This window comes from Pseudonocardia pini (genome assembly GCF_013870575.1).
GTDB classification, from domain to species: Bacteria; Actinomycetota; Actinomycetes; order Mycobacteriales; family Pseudonocardiaceae; genus Pseudonocardia; species Pseudonocardia pini.
Genome location: NZ_JACBXB010000049.1, coordinates 1 through 14,438, shown reverse-complemented (window position 1 = coordinate 14,438; position 14,438 = coordinate 1). Strand labels below are relative to the sequence as shown.

Genomic DNA, 14,438 nt, shown 5'->3' with positions numbered 1-14,438 from the left:
GGACGCCGCCGGCGCGGGGGAGCGGGACTGGCTGGACACGATGGGTGGCTCCGTCCGTCGGCGGTGATCGGATCGCGTGCCGCGGGCCGGGCGGGGGGATGATCGCGGCCCCGTTGCTCGAAAAGAGTCTCATGATTAGCCTCGGGTCGCCATACCCGCACCGGCCGCGTCGATGCCGACGCCAGGAGGACAGATGGACGGACGACTCTCGGTCAGCGGGCTGTGCTTCCCCGACGAGGACCTCGCCGGGCAGCTGGCTCGGCTGGCGCTCCTGGGGGCCCGGACCACGTCGCTGCGGGCGGGGGTGCTTCGCGAGTTCGGGTGGGCGGAGGCGCTCGAGCTCGTCCGGTCGACGGGCCCGTCCGTCGCGGCGCTGATCGACAGCCCTCGGGTCGACCTCGGGGACCCGTCGACCTGGGCCGCGGGGCGGGCGCAGCTCACCCAGGCCGTCGACGGGGCCGCCGAGCTGAGCGCCCCGACGGTGTACATGGTCACCGGCGCGCGGACGGGTCTGACCTGGGTCGACTCCGCCGACGCGTTCCGGGAGGCGACCGCCCCGGTGGTCGCCCACGCCATGGATCGCGGGGTGCGGCTCGCCGTGGAGGCGACGAACCCGCTGTACTCCGACATCAGCTTCCTGCACACGGCGAGCGCCGCGTTCCGGCTCGCCGAGCGGTGCGGGATGGCCGTGTGCCTCGACCTGTTCCACGTGTGGACGGACTGGGACCTGCTCGACGAGATCGCCCGGGCTCCCGAGCGCATCGCCATGGTGCAGGTGAGTGACCACGTGCCCGGTGACCGGTCGTTCCCGTGCCGGGCCGTGCCCGGAGACGGTGCGGTGCCGCTGGCCGAGCTCCTGGCCGCCGTCACCGCCTCCGGCTACGAGGGGGTCTTCGATCTCGAGCTGAGCGGGCCGCGCATCGACGCGGAAGGGCATGTCGACGCCGCCCGGCGCGGGCTGGGCGCCCTCGGCGCGCTGCTGGGGCGCGACTCCGCGGCGGTGTCGGACCGCGGGGCCGCTGGTTGAGGCGCCCGTATCGCGTCCGGGTGCACGGAGCGCCACGGTGGTCGGCGGGCGAACTGCCAGGCAGATCGTGGTACGGCGGCGCTTCGAGGCTTCGCGGACTTTGACGCTGGCTCCGAACTGAGTTATCTGATTTCATGTCGGTGTCAGCGGCGGGACGGAGTCCTGCGTCGTCTGCGTTCCCACGTGGCCGCGCGCCGCGCCCCGAGTCGGAACCACCGAACCCGCCGCACCGTGGTGGCTGAAGGAGATGGCAGAGTGAGGCAACGGAGCCTGAGGATGGTGGTCACCGCCACCGCTCTAGCGCTGCTGGTGGCGGCCTGCGGCGGGGGCGGCGGCGAGTCGAGCGGCGGGTCCGGGCAGGGCGGCGGGCAGATCGACCGCGAGTCGACGCTGCGGATGGCGTGGACGGTTCCCGCCCCGACGCTCGACCCGCACAAGCCGCAGTCGCCGACCGCGCAGTTCCCCTACGTGTTCCCGGTCTACGACCGACTCACGCAGATGACCTCGGGGGAGGGTGGGCCGGAGCTCGCGCCCATGCTCGCCACGGTGTGGACGTTCGCACCCGACGGCCTCTCCGCGACCTTCACCCTGCGCGACGGGGTCGTCTTCCAGGACGGCACGCCGCTCGACGCCGCCGCGGTCAAGGCGAGCCTCGACCGCGCCAGGACGCTCCCGGAGTCGACGGTCAAGGGTCAGTTCTCGATCATCAGCGAGGTCACGGCGGTCGCTCCGAACACGGTGCGGATCACGACGACCCGGCCCGCGGCGGACCTTCCCTACATCCTGTCGATGGGCGGTGGCTCGATCATCAGCCCTGCGGCTCTGACGAACCCCGACCTCGATGTCGCCCCGGTCGGGTCGGGTCCGTACCGGGCGGTCTCGGTCCGGCTCGGCGACGGCGTGACCTACGAGCGCAACCCCGGCTACTGGGATCCCGAGGCGCAGAAGTCCGCGCGCATCGAGATGACCGGCATCACGAACGACAACGCCCGACTCAGCGCGCTGCGGTCCGGCCAGGTCGACCTGATCCTCACCAAGATCGGCCAGTACGACCAGGCGTCGAAGCTCGGGGACGACTTCGGCTACTACTCCTACACGGAGACCGCCGCGCAGACCTACTCGCTGCTGCTGAACACCGCCCGGCCCGGCGTCGACCAGGTCAAGGTGCGGCAGGCGCTCAACTTCGCGATCGACCGCGACGCGCTCAACCAGGGCATCCTCAGCGACCAGTGCCGGTCGATCGCCCAGCCGATCTCGACGTACTACCCCGGCCACCTGGAGGACCCGCCCATCGCCTACACCCACGACCCGGCGCGGGCGCGACAGCTGCTCGCCGAGGCCGGGCTCCCGGGCGGTCTCGACCTGAAGGTCGCGGTCGCCTCCGGGCTCTCGCCGCAGGACCGGCTGGCCTCCGCCGTGCAGGCGCAGCTCGCGGAGGTCGGTGTCCGCGTCCAGCTCGACGCACAGGACTCCGTGCAGCTGGCGAGCCAGTGGAACGTCGGCGCTCCCTGGGACGGCTGGATGCACGTGCGCACCGCGAGCCCGACCCCGGCGATGACGCTGCGGGACAACTTCCTCACCCCGAACCGGTTCCCCGGACCGCAGGTCCCGGCTCTCCAGGAGGCCGTCAACGCGGCGTTCGACCCCAACCTGTCGCCCGAGCAGATCGACACGACGCTGCAGGACGCGTCGCGGGTGATCGTCGACCAGGCGCTGGACGTCGAGATCTGCACGGTCCCGACGCAGTTCGCGTACTCGAACCGCGTCGTCGGTGTGGACGGCATGGGGCAGGCGGGCTACACCGGCATCTTCGACCTGCGCTACGTCGGCCTCACGGCCGCGGCCTGAGCCGCCGGCGGACCGGGCCACCCACACCGGAGCCCGGTGACCGACATCGTCGGTCACCGGGCTCCGGTGCGTTCTCGGGCCGTTCGGCCGCCGGTCAGTCCTCGACCCAGTTCGTCGTGCGCTGCTTCAGCAGCTCCGCCCGCCGCCACGGGGGCAACCGCTTCGGCATCGGCAGCGGGACGGAGACCGCACCGTGCTCGTCCAGCCACGCCTGCCACACGTCGGGGTCGCCCGCGAAGGACCAGCCGACACCGGCGACGAAGCCGTACAACGTGGCGCCCTCGGGCCCCGCGACCCACGGCCCGAACACGTCGCCGTACTCGAGCATGATGTGCGAGCCCGCCCGGCACACGTGGTCGCGGCTGCGGATCTCCCCCTGGAGGATGTAGTTGATGTGGTCGCCGTGGTGGCCGTGCTCGGGGGAGAGGGCACCCGGCTCCCAGTTGTTCCAGAACGCCAGGTAGCGGGGCGAGAGCTCGATCCACTTCTCCCAGATCGACGCCGTATGGCCGTCCTCGAACCGGAACCGGGCCATCTCCTCGGCGGGGACGTCGTCGATGTGCGTGATGCGGGGTCCGCCTTGCATGGGTCTCTCCTCGACAGGCTTCTGCGTGCAGGACGGAGGAGGGGCCGGGCCGATGACTCGGCCCGGCCCCTCCTCGGTTCTCGTGCTCAGGCGGTGGTGACCTCGATGGCGAACCACGGGCACGCCGTCTCGGTCATGTCCAGGTCGGCCCTGCGACCCTCGAACTCGGCGTCGTCCCGGATCCACGCCCGGCTCTCGACCAGCTCGTAGACCTCACCCAGACGGTCCCGGCAGACCCCCGCGCCGCTGCACAGCTCGTGGTCGACGCGGACGGTGAGCCCGTCCACGGTGCGTTCGGTGGAGCGGGTCATCACTGCCCGCCTCGCACCGGCTGGTCGAACTCCACCGACAGGCCGAGCCACCCGCGGAAGACCGGCCCGGGGAACTGGGTCGGCGTGGTCGCGTCCGAGACCCGCAGGTTGGGCAGGCGGGTGTAGAGCGCCTTCAGTGCGACCTGGGCCTCCAACCGCGCCAGGTTCGCCCCGATGCAGTGGTGGATCCCGTAGCCGAAGCCCAGGTGGGAGGGCAGCTTGGACCAGTCGCGGTCGGCGATGAACTCGTCGGGCCGGTCGTACTGCTCCGGGTCGTGGCTCGCCGCGGAATAGCTGCTGTAGACCTTGTCGCCCTCGCGCACGGCGGGGCAGCCCTGGATGGAGTCGGTCGTGGTGGACCGGCGGAAGAGGCCGAGGATCGGGCCGTCGTAGCGCAGGCCCTCCTCCACGACCGAGTCGACGTACCGGTCGATGTCGGAGAGGAAGAGCGCCTTCTGCTCCGGGAACCGGTCGAGGGCGTGGATGATGTTGCCGACGAGCGCGGTGGTGGTCGTGTTGCCCGCCGAGACCAGCAGGCGCACCATCCCGGCGACCTCCTTGTCGGTGAACCGGTCGCCGTTCACCTCGGCGAAGCAGAGCGCCGCGAGCAGGTCGTCGGTCACGAGGCCGCCGCGTTCGCGGCGCTGGGCGACGCGCAGCTCGATCTGGTCCCGGAACTCCCGCACGACGGGCCCGTACTTCTCCGGGTTGCTCGTCAGCAGCTCACTGGCCTCGGAGCCCGCCATGAACAGCTCCCGGTCCTCCTCGGGGATGCCGAAGAGCTGACCGATGATCTCCGCGGGGAACGGCTTGCCGAAGGCGGTGAGGTAGTCGACCGGCCCGGTGCTGTCCGCGAAGCCGTCGATCAGGCCGTTCACGACCTCCTCCGAGACCGCACGCCACCGCTCGACCTTGGAGGCCGACAGCGAGGCGGTCAGGAGCTTGCGGTGCCGGGTGTGGCGCGGCGGGTCGGTGAACGACAGCACCTGCTCGTCCAGCGGGAGCTCCTCGTCGCGGACGTACGAGGTGTACCAGCGGCTGGAGAACGTCGAGGTGTTCTTGAGGACCTCGCGCACACCCTTGTAGCTGGTGACCATGACGGCGTCGAGGTCCGCGGAGTGACCCACGGGGCAGCGGCCCCGGGTCTCCGCCATCGGTGCCCACGGGGCCGCGTCCTTCTCGGCCGCGGGCGAGTAGGTCGTCCCTTCGAGCCTGGGGTGCGCGTCGTGCTCGATCGACATGGGGTCCCTTCCACCGGCCGCACTGCCGAGAACGTGGCGCAGGACCCGAAGCCCCGCTGCCCGGTACTCAATCAGTGACTTCTATTCGGCATCGAGGTTAGGGTCATCGGCGGTGCGCGTCAACGTCGAAAAGGGCGTGAGACCTGCGAAACCCCCCGGTCCGCGCCACGGTGACCGTGCCGCGGAGCGCCGTCGCCCGAGAGTGGCGCGGTGGGAGATCCGGTTACTCCTCTCGGAGAACCGGGGGAGTGGCGGCCCGTTCGCCGGCCTCGGTGGAGTGGTCGAACAACCGTCGCGCCGCCTCGTCGCCGTCCAGGTCGCCCGCGGCGGCACGGCGAACCCGCCGTCCTCCGTCCCAGCGCCGCGACGGCGGGTGCGTCGCCCGCGTCGGCGGCGGGCCCGTACCGGGCGAGCACCTGGGCGATCGCGGCGGCGTCCTCGAGCGCGTCGACCCGGTCCGCCAGCGCGGCGACCGTCGTCCTGAGGAGGTGGAGCTCGGCATCGCGGCCGGCGGGATCGTCCGTCATCGACGACTCCGGTTCTCGGTATAGCGGTATCGGTATCGGGGCGGTTCGGCGGGCCCGTAGCGCAGGGGATCGCGGCCATGGGTGTCTCGACGTGCCAGGACGTCGAGCGGCCGGACATCGACTCTTCCGCGGTGAGGATATCTCGCATACTCTTCTCTGCGGTAGGCGGTGCGGCCACGACCCGGGGGTACGGCGGCCGAGGTCGACCGTTCGGCCCGACACCCCGCGCACGAGGTCGAGGAGAGGTGCCCAGATGGGTCGCGTGGAGGGCAAGGTCGTCCTGGTCACCGGGGTGGCCCGGGGGCGGGGCCGGGCGCACGCCCTCCGGTTCGCGGAGGAGGGTGCCGACATCGTCGGAGTCGACGCCGCGCTGCCGTTCCTGGTCGACGGCGGGTCCATCGTCGCGACCGGTTCGGTCGCGCGTCTCCTGCCCGGCACGCAGTCGGCCTTCTGATCTCCCACCGATCCCGAACCACCCACCCACGCGCGGTCGCGCGCCGGTCGAGCCGGGGCTCCTCGACCGTGATCCCGATGAGCGGTTCCTCCGTTCCCGCAGCGCGCCGCGCCGCGGGCCGGAGGGTTGTCCCGGTCCACCCGAGCGAGCTGGAGCGATCTCAGTGACGAGACCACGAACGAGACGACTGATCATGAGCGCGGCCCTGGTCGCCGCGCTCGCGTTGGCGGGCTGCGGTGGCGGTGGCGCCGCCGATCCCGCCCAGGGCGGGGGCGGCGGTGAGGAGGACCGCGCCGCGACCCTGCGGGTCGGCTGGGTCGTCGCCGCCGGGCCGCTGGACCCGCACACGGCGGCATCGTCCCTCGCGCAGCTGCCCTATGTGTTCCCGGTCTACGACCGGTTGCTGCAGGTCGTGGCCGGTCGCGAGCTGAAGCCGATGGTGGCGTCGGCCTGGAGGTTCGCCGACGACGGCCTCTCGGTCACCTTCACCCTGCGCAACGACGTGAAGTTCCACGACGGCACCCCGGTCGACGCCGCCGCCGTGGCGGCGAGCCTGAACCGGGCGAAGACCCTGCCCGCGTCGACCGTCCGTGGTCAGCTCGAGATGGTCAAGGAGGTGGTGGTGGTCGACCCGCAGACCCTGCGCATCGACACCTCCCGCCCGGCCGCGGACCTCCCGTACGTCCTCGCGTCCCCCGTCGGGTCGATCATCAACCCGGCCGCCCTGAACAACACCGACCTCGACCGCGTGCCCGCGGGCTCCGGGCCGTACACCGTCGTCGACCTCAAGCTCGGGGACCGGGTCGTGTACGAGCGGGCGCCGGGCTACTGGGACCCCGAGGCGCAGAAGGTCGCCCGGATCGAGCTGCGGGGGATCCCGAACGACAACGCCCGGTTCTCCGCGCTCCGCTCCGGTGAGCTCGACGTCGTCCAGACGCTGGGCACCGAGGGGGCGCAGCTGGCCGGGTTGGGCGACGAGTTCGACTTCTACCCCACGCCCGCCGCGCAGGAGTACTCCCTGTTCCTCAACACCGACCGGCCGAACATCGACAAGGCGCTCGTGCGCCAGGCGTTGAACTGGGCGGTCGACCGCGAGGCGATCAACCAGGGCATCTTCGACGGGCAGTGCGCGCCGACCGGCCAGCCGCTCACCGCGGTCTACGCGGGGCAGGGCCATCTCGAGTCGCCGCCGATCGCGTACGGCCACGACCCGGAGCAGGCGCGCAGGCTGCTCGCCCAGGCAGGCCTGCCCGACGGCTTCGAGCTGCGGGTGATGGCGCCGGCCGGGCTCTCCGCCCAGATCGACATCGCCACCGCGTTGCAGGCCCAGCTCGCCGAGGTCGGCGTGCGGCTGGTGATCGAGCCCATCGACCCGGTGCAGGCCCGTGGCGAGTGGAAGTCCGGGACGCAGTACGACGGGTACGTCCACACCCGGACCGCCAACCCCACCGGGGCGCTCACTCTGCGGGGGACCTATCTGCAGGCCTCCAGCTTCCCGGGACAGCTGCCCGCGGGCTTCGCCGACGCGGTGAACTCCGCGTTCGACCCCACGCTCGGCGACGAGCAGGTGGCCCAGGTCCTGGAGAACGCGTCGGCGATCGCGGTGAACGAGGCGTTCGACCTGTACCTCTGCGCCAACCAGCCGGGCTACGTGGCGACCGACCGCGTCGTCGGCGTGGGCTCGATGGGGCAGACCGACTTCCAGGGCGTGTTCGACCTGCGTTACGTCGGGGTCCTGCGGTAACGAGCGGACGCCGACCCGGTCCGGTCCCGCGGAGCTCCGCGGGACCGGACCCCCGCGTCTTCTCAGGTGACGGCGCCCGCGTCCTTCAGCTCGGCGATCCGCTCCCAGCTCAGCCCCACCTCGAGCAGCAGCTCCTCGGTGTGCTCGCCCAGCTCGGGGGCGGGTGTCGGGTGCGGCCGCACCCCGTCGAACTGGATGGGCGGGGTCGTCACCTCGAGGGTGCGCTCGTCGCCCAGGTCGAGGGTGGCGGCGTAGCCGTTGGCCCGGACCTGCGGGTCGGCGACGACCTCGGCCGGGCTCTGCACCACGCCCCACACGCCGCGCTGCTGGGAGAGCACCGCCTGCCACTCCGCGAGCGGTCGGCCTGCGAACAGCGCCTCCAGCTCGAGCACACAGGCTGCGCTGTTCTGCTTGCGGTCCGCGGCGGTCGCGAAGCGCTCGTCCTTCGCGAGGTCGGGCCGACCGACGGTCTCCATCAACGGTGCCCAGAAGCGGTCGGACTCCAGCATGACGAGGGTGACGTGCCGCCCGTCGGACGTGGCGTAGGTGTTCGACAGCGGGTTGGTCGGGCTGTCGTGCGAGGCCCGGGGCACCGCGTCGATGCCGAAGAGCCCGGTCGCAGCGATGTGCGGCGCGATCGACCAGACGGCGGCTCCGAGCAGGCTGGTGTCGACTACCGGCGCGTGGCCGGTGCGTTCGCGTTCGAACAGCGCGCCGGTGATGCCGCCCGCGGTGTACAGCCCCGCCTGCAGGTCGCCGAACGCGCCACCGGGCATCGCGGGCGGGATGGCACCGGGTGTCGTCGAGGACAGGTACGCGAGGCCGCCGCGCGACCAGTAGGAGGCGAAGTCGAAGCCGCCCACGTCGGACTCGTCGCCCGCGGGGCCGAGGCCGCTGCCCCGGGCGTACACCAGCCGCGGGTTGACCTTCCTGAGGTCCTCCACCTCGACCTTCAGCTTGCGCCGCACGCCGGGGAGGTAGTTCGTGAGGAAGACGTCCGCCTGCGCGACGAGCTGCAGGAACACCTCGTAGGCCTCGGGCTTGGTGAGGTCCAGCCCGACACTCTTCTTGCCGCGGCTCATCAGCTGGAACATGAAGCCGACCTCGTCGACGCCGCCGGAGCTCAGCCCGGACAGGACGAGGCCTCGCATGGGGTCGCCGTGTGCCGGGTGCTCCACCTTCACGACCTCGGCGCCCCAGTCGGCCAGCACGACGCCTGCCGAGGGCACGTAGCCCCACGTCGCGAGCTCGACGACGCGCACGCCGTCCAACACCTTCGTCATTGATCACCATCCGCTTGGTTCGGGCTGCGGACACCGTGTGGACCGCCGGCCACGTAGACGTATATGAGGTTATCTGTTTCGATGGACGAGTCGAGTACCGTTCGGCGCGCGGGCGGCATCTCAGCACGTCGGAAGCCGGTTGACGCAGTCTCGGCCGACATGGAGGTCGGGTGGATCTGCAAATCAGTGGCAGGATTACACAGGTCGGCGGCGGGAGTAGGGCATCGGACGAGCCGTCGCGCACGACCTGGCCCGCGAGGGGGTACGGGTCGCGGTCGTGGCCCGGTCGCGGGGGAGGCGTTCGGCGACCCGGACAGCGTGGTCCGGACGCGGTGGGGGACGAGGAGGAGCGGGTGGCGGAGCCGACGGGTGCGCGGATCAGGGTCGGCGTCGTGGGCGTGGGCTGGGGTGCGCTCGTGCACGTCCCCGCGTTCCGCGCGGTCCCGGAGTTCGAGGTCGTGGGCCTGTGCGCGCGCAGCCGCAGCCGCCTGGACCCGGTCGCCGAGAGGTTCGGGATCACCGACCTGTCGACGGACTGGGAGTCCTTCGTCCGGCGTGACGACCTCGACCTGGTCGTCGTCGCGACCCCGGCGAGCACGCACAGGGACATGGCCGTCGCGGCCCTGGAGAGCGGACACCACGTCCTGTGCGAGAAGCCGCTGGCGACGACGGCCGCCGAGGCCGCGGAGATGGCGGCGGCCGCGGCCCGCAGCCGGAGGGCCACCGCGACCTGCTTCGAGCTGACCTGGACCGCGGACCGGCTGCCGGTGACCGACCTGGTCGCCGGAGGGTTCCTCGGTGAGCCCTACTTCGTCCGGCTCGCCCAGAGCGGGGCGTACTGGCACCCCACGCACAAGGCGCAGAACGCGTGGATGTACGACCTCGAGGCAGGCGGTGGGTACCTCAACGGCATGGTCGTGCACGACATCGACTGGGTCTGCCGCATGTTCGGGGAGCCGCGCGCCCTCTGCGCCGACGTCCGCTCCTCGATCGACGAGGTGACGTTGCGAGACGGCAGCACCGTCCCCGTCACCGGCGACGACACGTCCGTCGTCCTGTTGCGCATGGAGTCCGGCGCGCTGGTGGAGCTCTCGAGCTCGGTGGTCGGAGCGCACACTGCGGGCTGGCGGTTCGAGGCCTTCGGCCGGGAGGGCACCATCGTCAGCACCGGCGGCCGCGGACCGAGGTCGTTGCGGGTCGGTGCGGCAGGCGACCCCGAGGGGCTGGTCGATCCCCGGGTCTCCGAGCGGGTCGCCAGGAGCGGCGTGGCCTGGGAGGAGCGCGGCGCGACGGCGATGGCCAAGGCGCAGGCGCTGATGCTCGAGGACTGGTTGCCCGCGTTCGGCGGCGAGCCGACGCGGGTGCCGACTTTTCACGACGGGTGGCGCGCCCAACGCGTCATCGAGGCGGCACGCGAGTCGTCCGCGGGCGCGGGATGGGTGGAGATCTGATGGAGGAGAACACGATGTCGGTGGTGCAGTCGGAGTCCCAGCCGGGCGTGACGGGGGAGCCCGCCGTGGCGTGGCCCGGCCCGCTCACCTTCGTCGGGCCGGGCAAGATGGGCGGCCCGATGGTGCGCCTGCTCCTCCGCGCAGGTGCGCCGCTCACCGTCCTCGCCCGTCGACCCGAGGTCAGGGACGAGTTCGCGGAGCTGGGCGCGCGGACGGCCTCGACGCTCGAGGAGGCCGTCGACGGGGCCGCCGTCGTCATGGCGTGCCTCTTCGACGAGCCGCAGCTGAACGAGGTCGTGCTCGGCGACGGTGGGCTGGTGCGGCTGGCGGCACCGGGCACCGTGCTGGTGTCGCACACGACGACGGGTCTGGTCACGCTGGGGCGGATCGAGGAGGCGGCGCGGGAGCGGGGACAGTCCCTGGTGGACGCCCCGGTCAGCGGGGCGGCCGAGGAGATCGAGGACGGCAGGCTCACGATCCTCGCGGGCGGCGAGCCGGAGGTGGTCGAGCGGGTGCTGCCGGTGCTCTCCGCCTACAGCACCGTCGTCCGCACGGGCGGTGTCGGCACCGCGAGCCGCGCCAAGCTCGTCAACAACCTGCTCTTCACCGCGAACGTGCAGCTGGTCGCCGCGGCGGCGGAGCTGGGCAGGGCGCTGGGCATCGAGGACGCCGGTCTGCTGGCCGCCCTGTCGCGCTGCAGCGGCGGCAGCGAGGCCGTCCGGCACATGGTGGCCGCCGGAAGGACCCCCGAGGAGTTCGGCGCGCGGGCGTCGCGCTACCTGAGGAAGGACGTGCTCGCGGCCCTCGCGGCCGCCGCGGAGCTGGGCGCGGACGCCGCCCTCCTCGAGCGCGTGGCGCGCACCGGCCCGATCGACATGGTCGGGTCGGCCACCGAGGTCTGACCCGGGTTCTCCTGACGACGTGTCTCCGTACCGCGACCGGTGCGGGAGACGGGTCTCAGGCGTCTACGGGGAAGCGGGCGCCTCGTCGGCCCAGGTCAGCGCAGCGTCCAGCCGCTGCGCGGCACCGAGGCGCGGTCGACCTGGGCGGTGCCGATCGGGTTGCCGATCTGGGTGTAGGAGAGCCCGGTCGCGAGGCCCTGCGAGCGCGTGGAGTCGAGCGACTCCCAGATCGCCCGGACCGTGCCCTGGACCGCCGCTGGGGGCCGCACGGCGATGAGGCGGGCGATCTCGTCGGCGCGGTCCCAGAGGCGGTCGCGGGCGACGACCTCGCTCACCAGACCGATCTGGAGCGCGCGCTCGGCGGAGACCCGCTCGTCGAGGCCCAGCAGGGCGATCCGGAGCGTCTCGCCGAGGGGGATGCGCCGGGCGAGCCCGATGGGCTCCAGCGCCGCGACCATCCCGTAGGTCACGTGGGGGTCGAAGAACGTCGCGTCGTCGGAGCAGATGACGATGTCCGACTCGTTGATCCAGTAGAAGGCGCCGCCCGCCGCCATCCCGTGCACGGCACAGACGACGGGCTTCCAGACGCGGTTCAGCTTCGGGGAGAGCTGCTCACCGGGATCGCCCTGGGCCCAGACGTTCGCGGGCTTGTCGCGGCCCTGCTTGACGTCCAGGCCCGTGCTGAACGCCCGGTCGCCCGCGGCCCGCAGGACCACGACGTGGACCTCGTCGTCGGCCTTGACCTCGGCCCAGACGGCCGCGAAGTCGTCCAGCATGGACTGGTTGAAACTGTTGAGCGCGTCGGGCCGGTTCAGCGTCACCGTCGCGACGTTGTCCTTCACCTCGTAGAGCACGGTCGTCGGTTCCATCTGCATCCTCCACGTCGAGACCCCGGAAAACAGTAACCTAGTCATCGACTGCTGCCCCTGGAACACTGCGGACGTATGATAGGCATCCTGAAATCATCGGCGAGGGGAGGTTCATGACGACGTCCGGTGTCGACGCGGCTCCCGAGTCCCCCGACGTCCCTCCCACCGACGGCCCCACCACGCGCCTGGCCGCGCAGGTGGCGCAGCGGATCGAGGCGGACGTCGTCCGGCGCCGGTGGCCGGTCGGGGACCTCCTGGGTTCCGAACAGGAGCTGCGCGAGCGCTACGGCGTGAGCCGCCCGGTCCTGCGGGAGGCCGTCCGCCTCGTGGAGCACCACCAGGTCGGACGCATGCGTCGCGGGCCGAACGGTGGCCTGCTCGTCTGCGCCCCGGACGCGCTGCCCGCCACCCGCGCGCTGGTCGTCTACCTGGAGTACATCGGCCTGAGCGTCGACGACCTCGTGCAGGCGCGTCGGCTGCTCGAGCCGCTCGCGGCCTCGCTGGCGGCGGAGCGGATCACCGAGGCGGGCATCGCCCGGCTGCGCCACCGGCTCGTCGACGAGGTGCACCGGGCGGACGAGCCGGGCGTCTACGCCCAGGACGAGCTGCACGTGGTGCTCGGCGAGCTGACGGGCAACCCCGCGCTGCACCTGTTCATCGACGTGCTCATGCGACTCACCTCCCGCTACGTGCACTCCGTCGGCCGGGTGCCGCGGGCGGAGGTCGCCGCGGGCAAGGTCCGGTCGCAGACGATCCACGCGGAGCTGGTGGACGCCGTCGTCGCGGGCGACGCAGGCAGGGCCGAGGCGACCATGACCCGCCACATCGACCAGGTGAGCGCCTGGTTGTCGACCAACCGGCGGCCGCGGCGCGGCGCGGCGGGCCGCCGACCCGCCCGCATGGTCGAGGTCCCCGGCGCGAAGCTCGCGGAGGTCGTCACCGCGCAGATCCACGACGAGATCTCCCGCCTGGGCTGGCCGATCGGCCAGGTGCTGGGCGCGGAGGGCGATCTCCTCGCGCGGTACGGGATCAGCAGACCGGTCCTGCGCGAGGCGGTCCGCCTGCTCGAGTACCACTCCGTCGCCCGGATGCGGCGCGGGCCGGGCGGCGGGCTCGTCGTGACCGAGCCCGACCCGACGGCGAGCATCGACACGATGGCCCTCTACCTGGACTACCGGGGGGTCACACCGAGCCACCTCCGCGTGGTGCGCGACGCGATCGAGCTCGGTTGCCTCGGAGCGGTGCTGGCCCGGCGCGACGATCCCGAGGTGGCGAGCGTGCTGAGGGCCGCGCTCGCGCGCAGCGGTGAGCCGACCGCGCCGGGTCGCACGGGGGCCGACCACTTCCACACGGCCCTCGTCGACCTCTCCGGCAACCCTGTGCTGGGCCTGTTCCTCCGCATCCTGACCGAGCTGTGGAACCGCCACACCGCCGCCAAGTCGAGGCCGCCGTTGGGCGAGGCCGACGCCGTCAGGACCGTGGAGACCCAGCATGGCGGGATCCTCGACGCGCTGCTCGCGGGCGACGACGGGGTGGCGCGCCACCGGCTCCGCCGCCATCTCGAGGCCTTGACGGCCTGGTACGACTGACACCGGCGCCGAGGAGTAGGACACAAGTAGTATCCTCTTTAGCGAGCACGTCGTACACTGATCTCGAACCGCTGGCGACCGTGACGGATCCGCCCGGGGGCAGCCGCGTGTCGTGACCGCCCCGGGGGGAGGAGCGGAATCCAGCAGGTGAACCTGCCTCTGCCCGCCGGGACGGTTGTCGGCGGACGCGTCGGCGCGTCCGGCTCGCCTACGACCACGGCCGGGAGTCCCACCGTGGGCGTCGGAAGGAATGAGCTGACGACATGACCGAATCAGTGTACGTAGAGCCGGATACGGGGGAGTCGTCCACCGCGGACGCCCCCGCCGGCGGGGCTGCGGTCGGCGTCCGCGACCGTCTGGCCGAGCTGCTGCGCGCCGCCCCGGACGACGCCGAGGCGATCGAGCACGACGGTGTGTGGTGGACGTGGGGCCGGGTCCGGTCCTGCGCGGCCGCGCTCGACGAGGCGCTCACCGCCGCGGGCGTGGGCGTCGACGGCAGGGTCGGGATCGTGCTCGAGAACCGGCCCGAGTTCGTGGCGGCCGTGGCCTCGGTGCTCGCGGCGGGGCGGTGCGTGGTCACCCTCAGCCCGCTGCAGCCCGCGGCGC

The 14,438-nt window shown here is 72.3% G+C and carries 13 protein-coding genes; 8 read left to right on the top strand and 5 right to left on the bottom strand.

Features of this window, described 5'->3' with window-relative positions:
- The first annotated feature begins 193 nt into the window (after positions 1–193).
- Both H5J29_RS05500 and H5J29_RS05495 read left to right on the top strand, forming a co-directional pair.
- Complete coding sequence (locus H5J29_RS05500) at positions 194–1,027, top strand: sugar phosphate isomerase/epimerase family protein (RefSeq protein WP_181779817.1); 834 nt, start codon at positions 194–196, stop codon at positions 1,025–1,027.
- Positions 1,028–1,303: 276 nt separating this feature from the next.
- On the top strand, positions 1,304–2,875 hold the full coding sequence (locus H5J29_RS05495; RefSeq protein WP_181779816.1) for an ABC transporter substrate-binding protein: 1,572 nt from the start codon (positions 1,304–1,306) through the stop codon (positions 2,873–2,875).
- 94 nt (positions 2,876–2,969) lie between these two features.
- Here H5J29_RS05495 and H5J29_RS05490 read toward each other — a convergent pair whose 3' ends face one another.
- The 3 genes from H5J29_RS05490 to H5J29_RS05480 all read right to left on the bottom strand — a co-directional run bounded on the left by H5J29_RS05490 (position 2,970) and on the right by H5J29_RS05480 (position 5,013).
- Positions 2,970–3,461 (bottom strand): class I SAM-dependent methyltransferase, encoded by a 492-nt coding sequence (locus H5J29_RS05490; RefSeq protein ID WP_181779815.1) that lies wholly within the window; start codon positions 3,459–3,461, stop codon positions 2,970–2,972.
- A gap of 86 nt (positions 3,462–3,547) precedes the next feature.
- Positions 3,548–3,772 (bottom strand): ferredoxin family protein, encoded by a 225-nt coding sequence (locus H5J29_RS05485; protein WP_181779814.1) that lies wholly within the window; start codon positions 3,770–3,772, stop codon positions 3,548–3,550.
- Positions 3,772–5,013, bottom strand: coding sequence for a cytochrome P450 (locus tag H5J29_RS05480; protein ID WP_181779813.1), 1,242 nt, complete (start codon positions 5,011–5,013; stop codon positions 3,772–3,774). Before H5J29_RS05480 ends, H5J29_RS05485 begins: the two co-directional genes overlap by 1 nt.
- Positions 5,014–5,793: 780 nt before the next feature.
- On the opposite strand from H5J29_RS05480, the gene H5J29_RS36475 reads away from it, so the two are divergent.
- Positions 5,794–5,994, top strand: a complete 201-nt coding sequence (locus H5J29_RS36475) for a hypothetical protein (RefSeq protein WP_376768507.1) — start codon at positions 5,794–5,796, stop codon at positions 5,992–5,994.
- A 193-nt stretch (positions 5,995–6,187) separates the two neighbouring features.
- Positions 6,188–7,738, top strand: coding sequence for an ABC transporter substrate-binding protein (locus H5J29_RS05470; RefSeq protein ID WP_181779812.1), 1,551 nt, complete (start codon positions 6,188–6,190; stop codon positions 7,736–7,738).
- Between the two features lie 62 nt (positions 7,739–7,800).
- On the opposite strand, the gene H5J29_RS05465 is transcribed toward H5J29_RS05470, so the two are convergent.
- Entirely contained in the window at positions 7,801–9,021 is a 1,221-nt protein-coding gene (locus H5J29_RS05465) for a CaiB/BaiF CoA transferase family protein (protein WP_181779811.1), read from the bottom strand.
- Between the two features lie 353 nt (positions 9,022–9,374).
- Here H5J29_RS05465 and H5J29_RS05460 point away from each other — a divergent pair, with 353 nt between their 5' ends.
- Positions 9,375–10,472: a Gfo/Idh/MocA family protein gene (locus tag H5J29_RS05460; RefSeq protein ID WP_181779810.1), complete on the top strand. Its 1,098-nt coding sequence runs from the start codon at positions 9,375–9,377 to the stop codon at positions 10,470–10,472.
- The gene (locus H5J29_RS05455) at positions 10,472–11,374 is read left to right on the top strand and encodes an NAD(P)-dependent oxidoreductase (protein ID WP_181779809.1); all 903 of its coding nucleotides are present in this window, start codon (positions 10,472–10,474) and stop codon (positions 11,372–11,374) included. Before H5J29_RS05460 ends, H5J29_RS05455 begins: the two co-directional genes overlap by 1 nt.
- Before the next feature lie 95 nt (positions 11,375–11,469).
- Here the strand turns inward: H5J29_RS05455 and H5J29_RS05450 are convergent, their stop codons facing one another.
- A complete protein-coding gene (locus H5J29_RS05450) occupies positions 11,470–12,243 on the bottom strand; it encodes an enoyl-CoA hydratase/isomerase family protein (protein WP_181779808.1) in 774 nt (257 codons plus the stop codon).
- A gap of 113 nt (positions 12,244–12,356) precedes the next feature.
- Here H5J29_RS05450 and H5J29_RS05445 point away from each other — a divergent pair, with 113 nt between their 5' ends.
- Together H5J29_RS05445 and H5J29_RS05440 are read left to right on the top strand one after the other, a co-directional pair.
- Positions 12,357–13,832, top strand: a complete 1,476-nt coding sequence (locus H5J29_RS05445) for a FadR/GntR family transcriptional regulator (protein ID WP_181779807.1) — start codon at positions 12,357–12,359, stop codon at positions 13,830–13,832.
- Between the two features lie 263 nt (positions 13,833–14,095).
- On the top strand, positions 14,096–14,438 hold a 343-nt coding region (locus tag H5J29_RS05440; RefSeq protein WP_181779806.1), incomplete at its 3' end, for an AMP-binding protein.

Excerpts from the sequence above, each read along its gene's own strand:
- H5J29_RS05500 (WP_181779817.1), top strand. The coding sequence starts at position 194 with ATGGACGGACGACTCTCGGTCAGCGGGCTGTGCTTCCCCGACGAGGAC.
- H5J29_RS05495 (WP_181779816.1), top strand. The coding sequence starts at position 1,304 with ATGGTGGTCACCGCCACCGCTCTAGCGCTGCTGGTGGCGGCCTGCGGC.
- H5J29_RS05490 (WP_181779815.1), bottom strand. The coding sequence starts at position 3,461 with ATGCAAGGCGGACCCCGCATCACGCACATCGACGACGTCCCCGCCGAG.
- H5J29_RS05485 (WP_181779814.1), bottom strand. The coding sequence starts at position 3,772 with ATGACCCGCTCCACCGAACGCACCGTGGACGGGCTCACCGTCCGCGTC.
- H5J29_RS05480 (WP_181779813.1), bottom strand. The coding sequence starts at position 5,013 with ATGTCGATCGAGCACGACGCGCACCCCAGGCTCGAAGGGACGACCTAC.
- H5J29_RS36475 (WP_376768507.1), top strand. The coding sequence starts at position 5,794 with ATGGGTCGCGTGGAGGGCAAGGTCGTCCTGGTCACCGGGGTGGCCCGG.
- H5J29_RS05470 (WP_181779812.1), top strand. The coding sequence starts at position 6,188 with ATGAGCGCGGCCCTGGTCGCCGCGCTCGCGTTGGCGGGCTGCGGTGGC.
- H5J29_RS05465 (WP_181779811.1), bottom strand. The coding sequence starts at position 9,021 with ATGACGAAGGTGTTGGACGGCGTGCGCGTCGTCGAGCTCGCGACGTGG.
- H5J29_RS05455 (WP_181779809.1), top strand. The coding sequence starts at position 10,472 with ATGGAGGAGAACACGATGTCGGTGGTGCAGTCGGAGTCCCAGCCGGGC.
- H5J29_RS05450 (WP_181779808.1), bottom strand. The coding sequence starts at position 12,243 with ATGGAACCGACGACCGTGCTCTACGAGGTGAAGGACAACGTCGCGACG.
- H5J29_RS05445 (WP_181779807.1), top strand. The coding sequence starts at position 12,357 with ATGACGACGTCCGGTGTCGACGCGGCTCCCGAGTCCCCCGACGTCCCT.